This window comes from Phocaeicola plebeius (assembly GCF_003437535.1).
GTDB lineage: Bacteria > Bacteroidota > Bacteroidia > Bacteroidales > Bacteroidaceae > Phocaeicola > Phocaeicola plebeius_A.
The window spans coordinates 45,865-62,489 of record NZ_QSQT01000012.1 but is presented as its reverse complement, the minus strand read 5'-3'; the positions used below and the strand labels follow the sequence as shown (position 1 = coordinate 62,489).

The following is a 16,625-nucleotide window of genomic DNA, read 5'->3' as shown; positions in this document are numbered from 1 at the left end:
TTAATCCCAAAGGTTCAGTTTATTCTTTTGAGCTTCCGCAAGTGAAACCGTCTGTACCGTTTTCTGACGGTTCTTTTCACGCAAAGCCTGATATTCTTCATTCAAAGCTTCCACAAAAGCCGGACGTTGCTCACGATTCAGCAACTTGGCAGCCACCAATGCATTTTGTGAAGCATCCTTCATGTATACTACCGGTGCATGATATACTGGAGCAATCTTCAGTGCCGTATGCAGCTTCGAAGTGGTAGCCCCGCCAATCATCACCGGAATATCCAGTCCAGCCCGCTGAAGTTCAGTCACCACATGCACCATTTCTTCTAGCGAAGGAGTAATCAGTCCGCTCAGTCCTACGATGTCCACCTTTTCACGGATAGCCGTTTCTACAATCTTCTCGGCAGGCACCATTACACCCAAGTCTATAATTTCATAGTTGTTGCATGCCATGACCACCGACACGATGTTCTTTCCGATGTCGTGCACGTCGCCCTTCACCGTAGCTACCAGCACCTTTCCGGCACTGCGGGTACCTTCTTCTTTTTCCGCCTCGATATAAGGCTGAAGAATAGCTACCGCCTTTTTCATGGTCCGTGCAGTTTTCACCACCTGCGGCAAGAACATTTTTCCCGAACCGAATAAGTCTCCTACATGATTCATACCTGCCATCAGCGGTCCTTCGATGATGCTCACCGCATTCGGGTAACGTGAAAGCACCTCCTGCAGGTCTTCCTCCAAATAATCCGAAAGTCCCTTCACCAGCGCATATTGCAGCCGTTCTTCCACCGTAGTGTTATTCCGCCACAGTAGTTGAGCCGACGCACTTCCTTCTTGAGAAGCAGTACCTTCTTTCTCCTGCTTCAGCCGTTCTGCCGTTTCAATCAAGCGTTCTGCAGCATCCGGCCGACGGTTCAGCACGACATCCTCAATCCGTTCCAGAATATCCTGCGGAATATCCGTATACAATACAGACGTAGCCGGATTGACAATTCCCATATCCATTCCCTGCTGAATGGCATGATACAAGAATACGGCATGCATAGCCTCACGAATGTAGTTGTTGCCACGGAAAGAGAACGACAAGTTGCTCACCCCTCCACTGACATGAGCCCCCGGCAGATTCTTACGTATCCATCCGGTAGCCTGAATGAAATCGACCGCATAATTATTATGCTCTTCAATACCCGTAGCTACGGCCAGCACATTAGGGTCGAAAATGATATCTTCAGGAGCAAACCCTACCTTATCTACCAGAATGCGATATGCCCGTTCGCACACCTCAATCTTGCGACTGTACGTATCGGCCTGCCCCTTCTCGTCAAAAGCCATGACGATGACTGCCGCTCCAAGCTGCTTCACCTCACGGGCGTGCGCTATAAAGACCTCCTCTCCTTCCTTCAAGGAAATAGAGTTGACGATACATTTTCCCTGCACACATTTCAGTCCGGCACGTATCACTTCCCACTTGGAAGAGTCAATCATAATGGGCACACGGGCTATTTCCGGTTCCGAAGCCACCAGATTCAGGAAGGTAGTCATCTCTTGTGCGGCATCCAGCAAGCCATCGTCCATATTCACGTCGATGACCAAAGCGCCGTCTTCCACCTGCTTGCGGGCTATCGACAAAGCCTCATCGTATTTCTTCTCATTAATGAGTCGCAAAAACTTACGTGAACCTGCCACGTTACAGCGCTCACCTACATTGACGAAATTGATTTCCGGAGAAACTTCAAGCAACTCCAATCCCGACAACCACAAATGAGCATGCTTCTTCACTGGCACACGGGGCTGTACTCCTTGTATCAAATCCTGATACTTAGCAATGTATTGTTCCGTCGTACCACAGCATCCTCCGATAATATTTACCAGCCCTTCTTCAATATACTCCTTCACTTCGGCAGCCATATCTTCGGGAGTCTGGTCATATTGTCCCAGCGAATTCGGTAATCCGGCATTCGGATAAGCACTGATATAATAAGGCGCACGTGAAGCAAGCTGCTCCAGGAAAGGTTTCAACTGACGGGCACCAAATGAGCAGTTCAACCCGACAGAGAACAAGTCCGCATGCTCCACTGAAGCTAAAAAGGCATCCAACGTCTGTCCCGATAACGTACGTCCGGCAATGTCCGACACGGTAACCGACAGCATCAAAGGTACCCTACGTCCAATTTTTTCCATCGACAATTCTGCTGCCCGAATAGCCGCCTTGGCATTCAGCGTATCAAAAATAGTCTCAATCAGCAGGGCATCCACTCCCCCTTCCAACAAGGCTTCCATCTGCTCACAATAAGCTGCCTGCAATTCATCGAAAGTCAACGCGCGAAAAGCCGGGTTGTTTACGTCCGGACTCATGGAGCAAGTCTTGTTGGTAGGCCCCACGGAACCCGCCACGAAGCGCGGCTTTTCCGGATTCAATGCTGTAAACTCATCGGCCATCCGGCGTGCCAGACGTGCTGCCGCAAGATTAATTTCCCGACAATAAGCCTGCACATGATAGTCGGCCATTGACACCGAAGTGGCATTAAAGCTATTAGTTTCAATAATATCGGCACCTGCCACAAGGTATTTCCGATGAATATCTTCTATTACTTCCGGACGAGTAAGACACAGCAAATCATTATTCCCTTTCAATTGCCCGGGAATATCCTTAAAACGTTCTCCACGGAAATCTGCTTCCGAAAGATTATATTGCTGTATCATCGTACCCATGGCTCCATCGAGCACCAGGATACGCTCCCGTATCAGTTGTTGTATCGTCTTTGTCTGCATAGTTTTCGTGCACCTTATTTAATTTAGCGTTTGAACATACGGTCCATCATCCGTCTGTCTTCTTTTTCCTTCAACGTCTGACGTTTGTCATACTGTTTCTTACCCTTAGCCAATGCAATGACCACCTTAGCCAGTCCCCGCTCATTGATATACATGCGGGTAGGCACAATTGTAAAACCAGGTTCATCAGAGGTACGCTGCAACTTGCGCAATTCTTTCTTTTTCAGCAGCAACTTACGGTCACGGCGAGCCGTATGATTGTTATAAGAGCCATAGAAATACTCCGCAATGTGCATGTTCTTTACCCACAGTTCTCCACGGGAAAAGAAACAGAAAGTATCTACCAAACTGGCCTTTCCCTGCCGGATGGACTTGATTTCCGTTCCGGTCAGCACAATTCCGGCCGTGTACGTATCGATAAATTCATAATCGAACGACGCCCGCTTGTTCTTGATATTAATATTATTTGAAACAGGTCTCATCAATTCAAAATTACAGACAATTTATTAAACACAAATTCTATCATCACCGGAGAAACCAGTATCAGAATGGAGGCGACAACCGTATAGGAAGTCAACTTGTTTTCCGGTATTTCCAAAAAGCGTCGTGCGCCTTCAAACACTACGAGTACCGTATAGAGCTGAAGAATCCAGTGAAGTATCTCAATGGAAATCAGTCCATTTACAATATCGAGCACAAACAGCACCGTCATGGAATAACCCACAAATACTTGGAGAGTTTCCCTTGGAATATACTTGTTGAACAAGTTCCAGCTGATTTTATCCAGCAGATAAGTTGCGACAAAAAAACCGCTAAACAACGATACCGCAATGGCACAACAGCGAGTCAAAGCCCACTGAAAAAACTCCGTGCTGACGTCACGCCCGATAAACGTACCTATAAATTCCGAAAGTCCGCACAATCCGATAAGCGGATAAACGTACTCCGACATCATCCGGCTTCCCTGCCCTTCCGTAGCTTCTTTTTCCCAAAAACGACTGGGAGAAGAAAGCAAAAAAGCCATTTTATTGAACAATTCTTTATAATTCATTCCCAATTCTTTTCATTATGCGATGAAACGAATTGCAAATTTACAAAAAAGTATGAGATTAAGGAAAGAGGGAGGTATCTTTTCAAGCTATTTAAAATTCGGTATTCCTAAAAACCAAATCCCCTTGAAAAATAGCGCAAAACGAAGTGAAAAAAGCCGCTTTTTATGAAGGGTTTTGATACCTTCAAAAACGCACTTACGTTTGAAACCAAACGCCTTTGTGTTTCAACTAAAGCGCCCTTGTGTTTTAATCAAAACTCTTTGGCGTTTTATCTTGAACGCAAAGGTGTTTTGAAAAGAATGCAAAGGAAGTTTTTCAGAAAGAAAAAACTGCACCGCAAAGCCTTGCTAAAGGACTTTACAATGCAGCTTTTCTAACAAAACATCCTTTTTATTAATTATTAGAAGAAGTTTCTGTATACAAATTATAAGTAACAGTCTTCGTTTGTTTCTTTGCTATTGTTGGAATAGATGAAGTACTATTATTATACTCATATTCTACTGTTACTTTTTCCGGCTCGCTTCCGCTATGTGTAGATTTATACATTGAAATTATAGGCTGCAAATTCACATGAGACACGTTGGTATACCGAACGTTATAGTCACTTGCCCAGCTCTCTTTATCATCTGTTTCTTCAGTTGAAGATCCTCCAATGCCAGAAATTTCATAGCGCAAATATAGTTTTAACGTATTAGCATCTTCATCACCTTCAGCAGATAAATAATAAAGAGTCAAACGATGGTTCAGCAACTCAGTTGAGAGATTTTCACTCGTTGTCCCCTTCTTCAAAAGAATAGTAGGCGCCAAAATTAAATACTTATTATTTCCCCACACAAGCGCATCTCTCTCTCCCAATGAATAAATAGATACTGTCTTTGTTTCTTCCGGCAAAGTTGTAGTTAAACAATCCAATCTTTTCAAATAAACAGGATCCTGCAACAATGTCACAGGTAGCTTCTTAGTCTGCTCTATTTGAGCCATATCGTCATCCTTATACTGATAATTAATGTAAGCCAGTGCAGAAGAGGCTGGAGCATCAATAATTGTTTTATTCGGCACGAGCTGTATCCCTGTCGGATCCACAAAATTCACACTACCATACGTGTTGTTCACTTCAAAGTATCCGCCCCATTCACGGATTCCATCATCTTCTGAGTTCAAACAAGAACTAAACCCCACCATTGTTAATAACGCAGCAAAAACGACTGCCAATTTTTGTTTTTTCATACTCTATTCTACTCTTATCTTTAGTTTATAATCAGTTTTTAGATTTAAAATTCACAAAATAAATAAGAAAAGAAAAAAAGACTGCATGAGAGCAGTGTTATTTTAACACAAATAAACCATTTAAGCTTATTGTACCTGAGCAAAACTGTCCAAATGTTCGTCTACGTAGGTTGCTATCTGCGCAGTAATCTGCTCTTCCTCTTCCATATATTGTTCTTCCAAGTCATCAAAAGCCTCGTATTGCTCATACATGGCCATGAACTCCTCTTCCGTACGTTCCTTCTCCAAATCCGCACGATGGGCATCGTAAATCTTTTTTGCTTCGTAAATCAATTTAGAGAAATCTTTTGCCCCAAACATACGCATCGCTTTGGCAAACGGATTATCAAAGATATACGGTCCGTATCCATTCTGGATAAGCTGCACGAAACCTCCTTCCATCACCTCCTCACGAAAGAAATGATAGCCTAACAATGTATGCTGATACCCGTTCAGCAACGGCATGGTATCCGCATTAATCTTCCCCCCTGTCACTTCCAGGTATTTGTCAATAAATACTTTCAAAAAAGCATCCATTCCTTCTTCTGCTCCTTTGCGCAAATCCGCATCCGAAACCGTAATCTGATTCATTTCCATTCTATACCTAATAATTGTTACCTATTTTTATGCAAACCCTTCACTGGGCATATCGCCGTATTCAAGGCAAAGATACAAGTTTCTCTCAGAAGATAAAAAACATTTTGTCAAGCGGACTTTGCAAAACGGCCCAAACCGAAAAAAATATCATTAAAATGTAACAAAAAGTTTGGTTTCCCCCGTTGCAGAACGAAATAAAACGACTAACTTTGCGAATGGATTAAGGAAGAAATTTCCTAAATCAAGGTTTACGAAATACCTATTTTTTATTACCAATAAAACGTAAAGAATATGACTTATTCACACGAAGTTGAACACATGTGTGTTGTAAAAAAAGGACCTAATCATGGTCCAGCTCCAATTCCTGAAGAAGGAAAATGGGTTAAATCAAAAGAAATTAAAGATATCTCTGGTTTAACTCACGGTATTGGTTGGTGTGCTCCTCAGCAGGGTGCTTGCAAGTTGACACTGAACGTAAAAGAAGGTGTTATCCAGGAAGCATTGGTTGAAACAATCGGTTGCTCTGGTATGACTCACTCAGCTGCTATGGCATCTGAAATCCTGCCGGGAAAAACCATCTTGGAAGCATTGAACACTGACTTGGTGTGCGACGCTATCAATACAGCTATGCGTGAATTGTTCTTGCAGATTGTGTACGGACGTACTCAGTCAGCTTTCTCTGAAGGCGGTCTGATGATCGGTGCTGGTCTGGAAGACTTGGGTAAAGGTCTGCGTAGCCAGGTAGGTACTCTGTACGGTACTTTGGCAAAAGGTCCTCGTTACCTGGAAATGGCTGAAGGCTATATCAAAACTATCGCTCTTGACAAGAACGACGAAATCTGCGGATACGAATTCGTTCACCTGGGCAAGTTCATGGATGAGATCAAGAAAGGCACTGACGCAAACGAAGCTTTGAAGAAAGTAACTGGTACTTACGGACGCTTCACAGCAGAACAAGGTGCAGTTAAACATATTGACCCACGTCACGAATAATATAAGGAGGAAAGAACATTATGATTAGAGAAGTAAAATTTGAAAGCCAGGACCGTCGTATCAAACAGATTCTTGCTGCTTTGAACGCTAACGGTATCAAAGACATCGAAGAAGCTAACGCTATCTGCGAACAATATGGTCTTGATCCTTATAAAACTTGTGAAGAAACTCAGCCTATCTGCTTCGAAAATGCAAAATGGGCTTACGTAGTAGGTTGCGCCATCGCTCTTAAGAAAGGTTGCAAAAACGCTGCTGAAGCTGCTGAAGCAATCGGTATCGGTTTGCAGTCATTCTGTATCCCGGGTTCAGTTGCTGATGACCGTAAAGTAGGTTTGGGTCACGGTAACTTGGCTGCAATGTTGCTGCGCGAAGAAACTAAATGTTTCGCATTCTTGGCAGGTCACGAATCATTCGCTGCTGCTGAAGGTGCTATCAAAATCGCTGCTAAAGCAGACAAAGTACGTAAAGAACCTTTGCGTTGTATCTTGAACGGTCTGGGTAAAGACGCTGCACAGATCATCTCTCGTATCAACGGATTTACATACGTTCAGACTCAGTTTGACTACTACACTGGCGAACTGAAAGTTGTAAAAGAAATCGCTTACTCAGACGGTCCTCGTGCAAAAGTAAAATGCTACGGAGCTGACGACGTTCGCGAAGGTGTAGCTATCATGTGGAAAGAAGGTGTAGACGTATCTATCACAGGTAACTCTACTAACCCGACTCGTTTCCAGCACCCGGTTGCAGGTACTTACAAGAAAGAACGTGTTCTTGCAGGTAAGCCTTACTTCTCAGTAGCTTCAGGTGGTGGTACAGGTCGTACACTTCACCCGGATAACATGGCTGCTGGTCCTGCTTCTTACGGTATGACAGATACTATGGGTCGTATGCACTCAGATGCTCAGTTCGCTGGTTCTTCATCAGTTCCTGCTCACGTAGAAATGATGGGATTCCTGGGTATCGGTAACAACCCGATGGTAGGTTGTACAGTAGCTTGCGCAGTTGACGTTGCTACTGCTTTGAATAAGTAATCTATACTTTATCAAATATATAAACTCCTGTAATCTAAATGGTTGCAGGAGTTTTTTATTTGCCGTAAATTATAGTTTAGGGATATTCTAATAGCCTTCTTTTTGGTTATCTTGTCTTATCAAGTAAGAAGAAAAATGAGACTATAACAACCTAAAATATAGTTCACCCAAAGGCCATTATACTCAAGCCCAAAGCTGAGCAATTGTCACTTAATTAAGCCCTGAAAAGGTGATTTTTGCAGCCCATTTGCAGCCCAATTTGCCATTTTCAAAAATGGGCTGCAAAAACTTATATAATCAGCTATAGTACAATGAGATATACTCCATTTTACAATCATTTTAATATGGAAAAACATTGTACGATGGTTTACTTTTCATTGAGAGAAAGTAAGCAAAACAAGAAAGGTTTATCACCTATTGAGGTTTCTATCTCCACAAACGGAAAAAGAATCTATTTCAGCACAGGTAAATATGCACGCTCTACAGACTGGAATAAAGAAAAACAGTTAGTAAAAGGTAAGAGTGAAGAAGCTCAATTAGTAAATAGTTATCTTACACAGCTAAGAAACAAAATATACCAGAAAGAAATTGAGCTACTTCAAATGGGCTACCTAATCACAGCAGAGCTACTAAAAGAAGCTGTTGCAGACAAAGTAGAAGCATTGAACGAAAAAAGCCTGTTTGAATTTTTTGAAGAACATAACAGAGAACAGGAAAAGCTGGTTGGAAATGGAGTTTCTAAAGCTACTTATTGGATTTCTGTCTATACAGTAAGGCTACTCAAAAAATTTGTTCAGCAGAAATACAAAAGAGAAGATTTATACCTACGTGAATTGAATCTGAACTTTATCCAGTCTTTTCATACATTCCTAAGAATAGACAAAGGAATGGCACAAAATTCATCTACCAAACATCTAAAGCTACTTAAAAAGATTGTCAACCTTGCAGTAGCTAATTCATACATGGCTACCAATCCATTCATTACTTATAAGATAGAACGTGAACCCGTAGAAATAGATTTCTTGGATGAAGAAGAACTAAGAAAGATTATCAACTTTGACACTCCCCTACCCAGACTGGAGAGAGCAAAAGATATGTTCCTCTTTGGGTGCTTCACTGGATTGAGCTACATTGACATCAAAACCTTAGCACCAGAACATTTTGAAAAGGACAATACAGGCAGAATTTGGATTAAGAAACGCAGGGTTAAGACTGGAGTTCTATCACGCATCCCCCTACTCCCTATTGCCAAACTGATACTGGATAAGTACAAAGGTGGAGAGAAATTACTTCCTATCCAAGACCCAGCAGATATAAACAAATACCTAAAGGATATAGCCATTTTGTGCGACATCAAGAAGCGAATCACATTTCATACAAGCCGCCACACATTCGCCAGCACCGTTACTTTAGCTAATAATATCTCACTGGAAGTCGTTTCTAAGATGCTTGGTCACACCAATACCAGAATGACCAACCATTATGCCAAACTGATAGATAAGTGCATAGGTGAACAGATGGACAAGCTCATGGACACATTTACAGGAGATTCCAACTACTAAGCCTTACAAACTATGATTATCCCACTTGCAGATATTGTGAGTGGGATTTTCTTTTTTAATTTTGCTCCAAACTAAAACATTATGGAAAAGTTAAAAGAAAATTATATAAACATTGACCCTCGTTTAGAATATATGGAACAGATAGCTACATTATATGTTCCAGATATAGACATAGACCCATCTACAGGTGAAAAATATATTTGTGGTACAGCTGCTTTGCCATTCTTTATAAATAGATATAATCAAAACGGATTATATGGTCACTTCACATACGAAGATTATACAGGCAATGAAAGCATACAAGAAATGCTGAAAGGCTTGGGAATTGACATAGATAAGTTCTGGTTTTTACTTCTATTTATCTTTGATTACACCTGTGGCACGTGTTTGGATGGAATAAAAGCTACAGGAGTTGGGGTAGAACAACTCACTAAGTTTGCTAAAGCCATAGCTGATAACCATAAAGAAGTTAATCGGTTTGGAGTAAGTTTTAAGAAGCCTATTACTATTTCTGTAAAAGTGGAGGGCAAGCATCAGATAATAATTGATAATGCCAATGCAATAGGCTATTTGGCTGCTGTTATTGCTAATAATTTAAAGGAGATAGAGGAACATCCTTGGATGCAAATCCAACAGGTCAGAATGAACACACCCACTGAAGAAAAGGAATCCATTCAAATATGGTTGTTCTATAAAATGTTTAATGATTTCTTCAATTTAAAACCATATAACAAGTTGTTTAATGTTAGACAAAAGAAAGGAAGTACCGTTTCACTTAGTAAGACATTACTAATATCAAAACTTATCTACTTCACCAAACTATCTAAGAACAAGAATTTTTCAGAGGACGAATTTACTTTAAAAGGCTACATCAAGCAATATAAAGACAAAAAGATTGATACTATAAACAGCATATACTTCTAATAATAAACTGATAACCAATACAGTCCTGCTTCATCTCATTAAAAGGGTACATGAAAGCAGGATTTTTTTTCTCTCTTTTAATCTTCTCAAAAGTTCTCACCTTTGCAACGTAATCAATAACGATAAGGCGCCAAGTTACAGATTACATGAATTATTAATACTTTAAACTATAAAAAGATGAATATCCAAATTTTACAACAGAGCATAGCTGAGAACCAAGTCTTAGTAAATAACACTATTGATACAGTATTTGTAACCAGATTCTTAAACGGTATGCTAAGAATTCCAACAGAAATCCGTTTACGATTCAAGACACTCAACAATATGCCTGCCATTACAGTTATATTAACTTACAGAGATAAGAAAGGCAGATTGATAAAAGAGGAACTTACAACCATTGCAAACGGTGAACTTATCAATGCGGTCATTTCAGCAATGGGCAGTAACTTGAAACCAATCCATGCATTCCAAACGGAAGGTAACAACACAATAGAAGAAACCTCGACAAATTTTGAACTGGAAATGTTTGAGAAATTCATGGAATCCTCATATCACTTAAAGATTGAAGATGATTTCATAAGCTCAAACGGTGACAGATTTCTTCATGCTGTTTTCTCTATCGGATTCCATTATGATATACATTTCTACCTTAAAAGGGATGAACACATTGAAGAACTATTGAACAAGGCTCTTACTGCATAATCGAATCAAATTTTGGAGGGAGGGTAAAACCTCTCTCCTTTTATCAATACATAATAGCATGAACATTATACTACCCCCAGCATACGATAATGAATCAGCCCATCATCAAGTAAAACAACTAATGGAACAAAAGAAAAATCTGTCAATCCGAGTTGATGATACTCCTTGTGCTTGGATAAGCAACTCAGATATGTCAAGGTTAAAATACATGCTAAATACAGCATCTTGGAACTGGATTATAAATTATCTGGAAACAGGAAATCCAGATGATTTCAAAGTCTTTCCATTACAGGAAGAATCATTACCCGATTTCCAGACTACATTCCTTAAAGCATTAGTTGACAAGAAACATAAAATCTACAGGATTCCTTTTCTAAGAGAAACCCAACCATACATAAACCTTATAGCTGTTTTCAAATTCGGGAAAATCTATTTCAGAATCAGACTGACAGACCCTATCGTAGGATATCTAAACTCCAACAATATATGAATCACTACATTATCAGTAAAGGACAGAAGCTATCCGATATAATGCCACAAATAGAATCAAACATTAATCTTGCCAAAAAATTTCCTGGCATTGGAGCTACCTATCTGGAAATCCATTCTCCCAGACCTTCTATACTGATAGAGCCTAATGTTCCTGTCATTCAAGGTAAATGTGCAAAATCAGACAAAGACTTTAAACTGTTCGGAGTTTACGAAGGTGTTTCAGTCGATAAAATAACCGATTACCTGCAAGAGCCATACAAATACCATAAACTTATGACTACTCCAGAAAGCTTTCCCAAAATCAAACAGGCTGCAAATAATGTTGGAATAGACCTTTATTCCCATTTCTTTTGCTTGATGGATGAATCCCACCTGTTAGTAAAAGATGTGGATTATAGAGATAACATAGTTCTGCCGATAAATGATTTTTTCCTTTTTAAACAGAAAGCTCTGGTTTCGGCAACACCGATTGCATTTTCAGACCCTCGTTTCAAAGAACAAGGTTTCAGAACTGTCACTATTGATGCTGACTATAACTACAAACAGGATATTACATTAATTCATACCAACAATACACTGCAAAGCATCCAAGATTATCTGGAGCAACATAATGATTCCCCAATATGTTTCTTTATTAATCTGGTTGACTATAGCCATTCATTAATAAAAGAATTGGGAATCCAGAACGAATCCTCCATATTCTGTGCACCTAAAAGTGTACAGAAGCTAAAGAACGAACTTGAATTCAACAATGCCTATGATGAATGGAAATCTGACAGAATGAGAAAGTTCAATTTCTTCACAAGCAGGTTTTATAATGCTTTTGACTTGGAAGTGGATTATACCCCACATGTTGTAATGCTTACTGATATAAAGGCATCACCATATACCATACTTGATATTAATACGGATTGTGTACAGATTGCAGGTCGTTTCCGTAACGGATTATCTACACTTACACATATTTATACAACAGACAATAATCTACCAATAATGACTACGGAAGAAATTAGAATACACCAGTTTGCACAGGAACACGCATACAATACAATCCGAACATTATATAACAGTGCAGCATCCGAAACAGAAAGGAATGCTTTCGGAGAAGCCATGCGTTCACTTCCATTCAACAGGATGCTTTATCCAGATGGAAAGAAAAACTATTTTGCCATTGACAATGATACCAATGACAAGCTGGTAACAGGCAGTTACCATGACAGTGACAGAATCATATCTCTATATTATGCCTGTTACATGTTCCGCCCATCCTGTACAGGATATATCTATCAGTTTAAGGACTTTAGCCAACTATTACTTCAAGGCTCTAAAATGACAGTCAAAGAAAAACGCAAGAAAATGGTAGCCATACTATCCGAACTGAAAGAACCGCTATCTGAATTTGATTTGGACTTTATAAACGAAATGAGAAAAGTTGATTCCTTATTGATAGAAGCATACGAACTTTTAGGCTTGGATTCAATCATGGAAATGGATTATTCCCAAAAACGCATGAACGAAGCTATTATTCTAAAACGGATGCAGGGCAATACAACAGTCAAACTGATAAAGAACAGTTTCAAGACTGGCTACAAATACAAATGCTCACAGATAGTTTCTGAACTGACCCGAATCTTTGAAATGTTGAATATCCATCCTCATAAAAGCATCCGTGGGGAAACCATTAATCATTACTTCGATACAGTTCCATGCAGAATCGGGAAAAAACGGGAACGAGGTTATTTCCTCAGAGCAGAACTATTATAATTACAGGTAGGACAAAAACAAATAAAGTTCTTCTTTTTATACCCCATTACACTTTTGTCCTACCCTTACAGAATTATCTGAAATACCGTTAAACCTATCTTTTATAAGTAGTGAACTTATGATTAGTTCCCCACCTATAAAGTAACTATCTTTATACAACTTCAAACAGATAATTCCACTACCAAGATTCCCTATTTACAAATCATTCAATATTTCTAAAATGCAAGAATTTACTTATGAGCAAATCAGAGAAAAAGCACTAAGACAAGGAGTAAAAGATAACAGGGTTCATATAGGATTATGGGCTAATATTAATAACTATCTAAAAATAAGGAGAAAGAAAAATGGAAAGGTTACTACCTATTATATCTCATTGCAAAAACTGGCTTACTGAAAAGATAAGATTTAAAGTACAGAGATTGATTTTGTCTAATTTATTGGGTGTGCTTATTCCCTTTTTACCGTGTGCTTAATCACCCCCTCTCTACATTCCTACTACTACACTCCTATTAGAGCATGCAATCCTCTTACGAGCATTGCAATGGTAATTTGGATATTGGGGATTTATAAAAAACAATGATATGTGGATTTACAACAAGCATATATATGACAAGCTAAGCGAACTAAGGAAAATCAACAGATTAAGTTCTTCTAAAATGAGATTTCTATTAAAGACCAACCAAATCATTCTTATTAACCATATTGAGCGATTGCCTTATGACGAAACTACCATTCAAAGAATACACCGTAATAAATAATACTCTTATTCAGAAACTTGGTTGTGCAGATGTTTACAGAACCTATGTGTTACTATTAATAGCAGATAAAAGCACACTAACAACTGATACTACCATAGAGGAGCTTGCATCATTTGTTGATGAATCAAAATTCAACTATAAAGGTAACAGGAAAACCAAATCATTCAATGACAAGTTAAGAGATACAGGAGAAGTTACCATACAAGAAAAGAACAGTGGCAAAAAGGACAGAACTTGGACTGATTATATCTTTTCTCCAGTTACTTATGGAAATTACAGAAGAATCAGCAGGGAGTTTTACGATTCATATAATGATACATTGGATTTGAAACTTAGAGGATTCATTCTTAAACTGTTCAGTGCAGCAGAACCACATAGCCATACCATTATTTTACCCATGAGAAAACTGGAAAAACTAATTCACATGGGGCATGATACCATTAATAAATATATAGACCAGCTAATAGAACTGGACTTATTAGACGAAGTTGGTGATTCAACCATATTAAAAGCCAAAGGTCTCATTTTAGACCAACCCAAAGATAAATATGTGGAAGAAGTTAAAGCTCGCTTTGAGCACATGATAGCTTATAATGAAAGCAGAGGGAATCCAATTTCAAGAGAATGCATGATTTATAAGAAGTGCAAAGAGAAACTATTTGAAGGAATCCAAAACATGCACGCTTTTATGAAATCATTGGAAAGTGGATTAGTTGGCACGAAGCAAGATATAAAAGACAATGAAGAACTTCAAGATATTATTTTATAAATCAAACTCAAATCCTGTTTCTATATATAAAGAGTTATATACGAGATACCATACCACTATTTTACTCCCCCTCATGGTAACTTTAAGAAAAAAGAATACTTTAAAAACTTTCTTTGGTGGCTGACTAAAAAAAGAATGCTTATTAATAAGAAAACTGGCACGATGCACTATTACCATTGTTAATGGAATAATTTACTAAGCTCCTCACTTCAAATAAAGTCTCTTTAGGGAAAAGCACAAGAATAGCCTAAGATGCAAACGAAGAAATTCATTTGTGTTTTAGGCTTGTTCTTGTTTAATCAATTCAATCAATAATCATTTAATTCAATTACATTATGGGAAATTTAGTAATTATGCCAGCTATGGCACAGCGTAAAGAATCATTAAACATGGGTGAGTTTGCAGAAGAAGCTATTATTATAGAAGAAGTTACAACACCCAAGAGAGTAAACCATTTCATTGAAGCCAACACACAGGAAGTAACCTTACAGCATCTCACCAAAGACTGCATCATCCCAAGTTTTGCATCAATGGAGGAAACCATAAGTCACCAATCTTTTATAGGTGCAGTAGTGGATGCAGCCAAGGATTATTTTCATGGAGAGCAGTTTGATATACCAGAGATTAGAATCTCACACCCTATCAATGGTAGAATACCAAGTGCATTAGGTAAGAAAGCTTCAGAACTGACAGACGAAGAGAAAACTTTGTTCTATCAGAGAATGTGTTTCTGTTTTGAAATTCCATCTATCGTACATGATGAATACGGTAATCATTTGGCTTTATCTATTGGTGGAGTGAGAGCATATAACGAGATTAACTTGTACAGTAAGAAATCTGTGGAAAGGTTTAAAATTTTCATAGGATTTCGTAATCGTGTGTGCTCTAATTTAATGCTTACTACTGATGGCTTGCAGGACAAGATAGAAGTCTTAAATGTACAGGAACTATATGCAGCTGCATTGAATCTCTTCCATGCTTACAACCCATCCAAAGACCTGCACCTGTTAAGAACGCTTGGACAGATGTCAATCACCACAAGCGAATTTTGTCAGATAATAGGCAGGATGAGATTATATCAAGCTCTTACACCTAACCAACAAAAACGTTTACCTCGTCTATTGTTGGGGGACAGTCAGATTAATGCAGCTTGCAGGGCATTTGTTTCTGATGCAAACTTTAAAAGTACAGGAGACAGCATTACTGGTTGGCAATTGCTCAATTTGCTTAATGGTAGTGTGAAGTCAAGCTACATAGATAACTTCTTAGAGAGGAATCTTAACTGCACAGAGTTTGTACAGGGCATTCAACGTGCCAAATTAGGAGATAGTGAATACGCTTGGTTTTTGGGCTAAGTGAATTATTGATTGAGAGAGAAAAGGGCAGCTATTAGTTAGTTGTCCTTTTTTTATTTCTACCAATACCTAAAACTTACAATTATGAATATAGATTATAAAGTAGGAGAAGTGAAGCTATCTTATAAACCCAAATTCAAGAATCAGCAAAAAGTAACCTGTTCAGAGGATGCTTATAAATATATGCTTTCCACATATAAGAAAGGAACTATATGCTACAAGGAATATTTCAAAGTCCTGTTCCTAAATCAAGCCAACCAGATTTTAGGATATACTCTTATTTCAGAGGGAGGAATCACAGAAACCTGTGCTGATGTCAGATTAATTATGCAAGCTGCATTACTTACCAATTCTGTAGCTTTAATTCTGGCACACAATCACCCAAGCGGTAATCTGAAACCAAGCAGGCAGGATATGGATATTACTAAACAGGTAAGGGATGCAGCACAGTTTATGCGGATAAAAATCTTAGACCATATCATCCTTTCAGATACAGAATACTACAGTTTTGCAGATGAAGGAATGCTGTAGCATAAACAAGGGCACTCAATATTTTAGTTGAGTGTCCTTACTTTATAATATTCACTTTGATAATTA

At 39.0% G+C, this 16,625-nt stretch carries 16 protein-coding genes; 11 read left to right on the top strand and 5 right to left on the bottom strand.

Going from position 1 to position 16,625, the window contains the following annotated elements; genetic code table 11:
• From metH to DXD04_RS07825, 3 genes are read right to left on the bottom strand one after another with little or no spacing between them, the layout of a single operon-like run.
• The gene (metH, locus tag DXD04_RS07835; protein ID WP_117672384.1) at positions 1–2,763 is read right to left on the bottom strand and encodes a methionine synthase; all 2,763 of its coding nucleotides are present in this window, start codon (positions 2,761–2,763) and stop codon (positions 1–3) included.
• A 23-nt stretch (positions 2,764–2,786) separates the two neighbouring features.
• Positions 2,787–3,245 (bottom strand): SsrA-binding protein, encoded by a 459-nt coding sequence (gene smpB, locus DXD04_RS07830; RefSeq protein WP_117672382.1) that lies wholly within the window; start codon positions 3,243–3,245, stop codon positions 2,787–2,789.
• Positions 3,245–3,814 carry a YIP1 family protein gene (locus tag DXD04_RS07825; RefSeq protein ID WP_117672380.1) on the bottom strand — a complete coding sequence of 190 codons (570 nt, stop codon included), beginning with the start codon at positions 3,812–3,814 and terminating at the stop codon, positions 3,245–3,247. The genes smpB and DXD04_RS07825 overlap by 1 nt, the downstream gene beginning before the upstream one ends.
• A 165-nt stretch (positions 3,815–3,979) precedes the next feature.
• Between DXD04_RS07825 and DXD04_RS07820 the strand changes: the two genes are divergently transcribed.
• Positions 3,980–4,192, top strand: coding sequence for a hypothetical protein (locus DXD04_RS07820; RefSeq protein WP_117672378.1), 213 nt, complete (start codon positions 3,980–3,982; stop codon positions 4,190–4,192).
• Positions 4,193–4,208: 16 nt separating this feature from the next.
• Here DXD04_RS07820 and DXD04_RS07815 read toward each other — a convergent pair whose 3' ends face one another.
• Positions 4,209–5,042 (bottom strand): hypothetical protein, encoded by an 834-nt coding sequence (locus DXD04_RS07815; protein ID WP_147330753.1) that lies wholly within the window; start codon positions 5,040–5,042, stop codon positions 4,209–4,211.
• A 126-nt stretch (positions 5,043–5,168) separates the two neighbouring features.
• The gene (locus DXD04_RS07810; RefSeq protein WP_117672375.1) at positions 5,169–5,678 is read right to left on the bottom strand and encodes a DMP19 family protein; all 510 of its coding nucleotides are present in this window, start codon (positions 5,676–5,678) and stop codon (positions 5,169–5,171) included.
• Positions 5,679–5,969: 291 nt separating this feature from the next.
• Between DXD04_RS07810 and DXD04_RS07805 the strand changes: the two genes are divergently transcribed.
• The 10 genes from DXD04_RS07805 to DXD04_RS07755 all read left to right on the top strand — a co-directional run bounded on the left by DXD04_RS07805 (position 5,970) and on the right by DXD04_RS07755 (position 16,559).
• Positions 5,970–6,671 carry an iron-sulfur cluster assembly scaffold protein gene (locus tag DXD04_RS07805; protein WP_007561052.1) on the top strand — a complete coding sequence of 234 codons (702 nt, stop codon included), beginning with the start codon at positions 5,970–5,972 and terminating at the stop codon, positions 6,669–6,671.
• Between the two features lie 20 nt (positions 6,672–6,691).
• Positions 6,692–7,702 (top strand): GGGtGRT protein, encoded by a 1,011-nt coding sequence (locus DXD04_RS07800; RefSeq protein ID WP_007561050.1) that lies wholly within the window; start codon positions 6,692–6,694, stop codon positions 7,700–7,702.
• A 344-nt stretch (positions 7,703–8,046) separates the two neighbouring features.
• Positions 8,047–9,264: a site-specific integrase gene (locus DXD04_RS07795; protein WP_117672373.1), complete on the top strand. Its 1,218-nt coding sequence runs from the start codon at positions 8,047–8,049 to the stop codon at positions 9,262–9,264.
• An 81-nt stretch (positions 9,265–9,345) separates the two neighbouring features.
• Positions 9,346–10,188: a hypothetical protein gene (locus DXD04_RS07790; protein WP_117672371.1), complete on the top strand. Its 843-nt coding sequence runs from the start codon at positions 9,346–9,348 to the stop codon at positions 10,186–10,188.
• A 177-nt stretch (positions 10,189–10,365) separates the two neighbouring features.
• Complete coding sequence (locus tag DXD04_RS07785) at positions 10,366–10,890, top strand: hypothetical protein (protein ID WP_117672369.1); 525 nt, start codon at positions 10,366–10,368, stop codon at positions 10,888–10,890.
• A 58-nt stretch (positions 10,891–10,948) separates the two neighbouring features.
• Positions 10,949–11,380: a hypothetical protein gene (locus tag DXD04_RS07780; RefSeq protein ID WP_117672367.1), complete on the top strand. Its 432-nt coding sequence runs from the start codon at positions 10,949–10,951 to the stop codon at positions 11,378–11,380.
• The gene (locus DXD04_RS07775) at positions 11,377–13,146 is read left to right on the top strand and encodes a hypothetical protein (RefSeq protein ID WP_117672365.1); all 1,770 of its coding nucleotides are present in this window, start codon (positions 11,377–11,379) and stop codon (positions 13,144–13,146) included. The genes DXD04_RS07780 and DXD04_RS07775 overlap by 4 nt, the downstream gene beginning before the upstream one ends.
• A 717-nt stretch (positions 13,147–13,863) precedes the next feature.
• Positions 13,864–14,673 carry a hypothetical protein gene (locus DXD04_RS07770; protein WP_117672363.1) on the top strand — a complete coding sequence of 270 codons (810 nt, stop codon included), beginning with the start codon at positions 13,864–13,866 and terminating at the stop codon, positions 14,671–14,673.
• 335 nt (positions 14,674–15,008) lie between these two features.
• Positions 15,009–16,028, top strand: a complete 1,020-nt coding sequence (locus DXD04_RS07760) for a DUF3871 family protein (protein WP_181977466.1) — start codon at positions 15,009–15,011, stop codon at positions 16,026–16,028.
• 84 nt (positions 16,029–16,112) lie between these two features.
• A complete protein-coding gene (locus tag DXD04_RS07755) occupies positions 16,113–16,559 on the top strand; it encodes a JAB domain-containing protein (protein WP_117672359.1) in 447 nt (148 codons plus the stop codon).
• Positions 16,560–16,625: the final 66 nt, after the last annotated feature.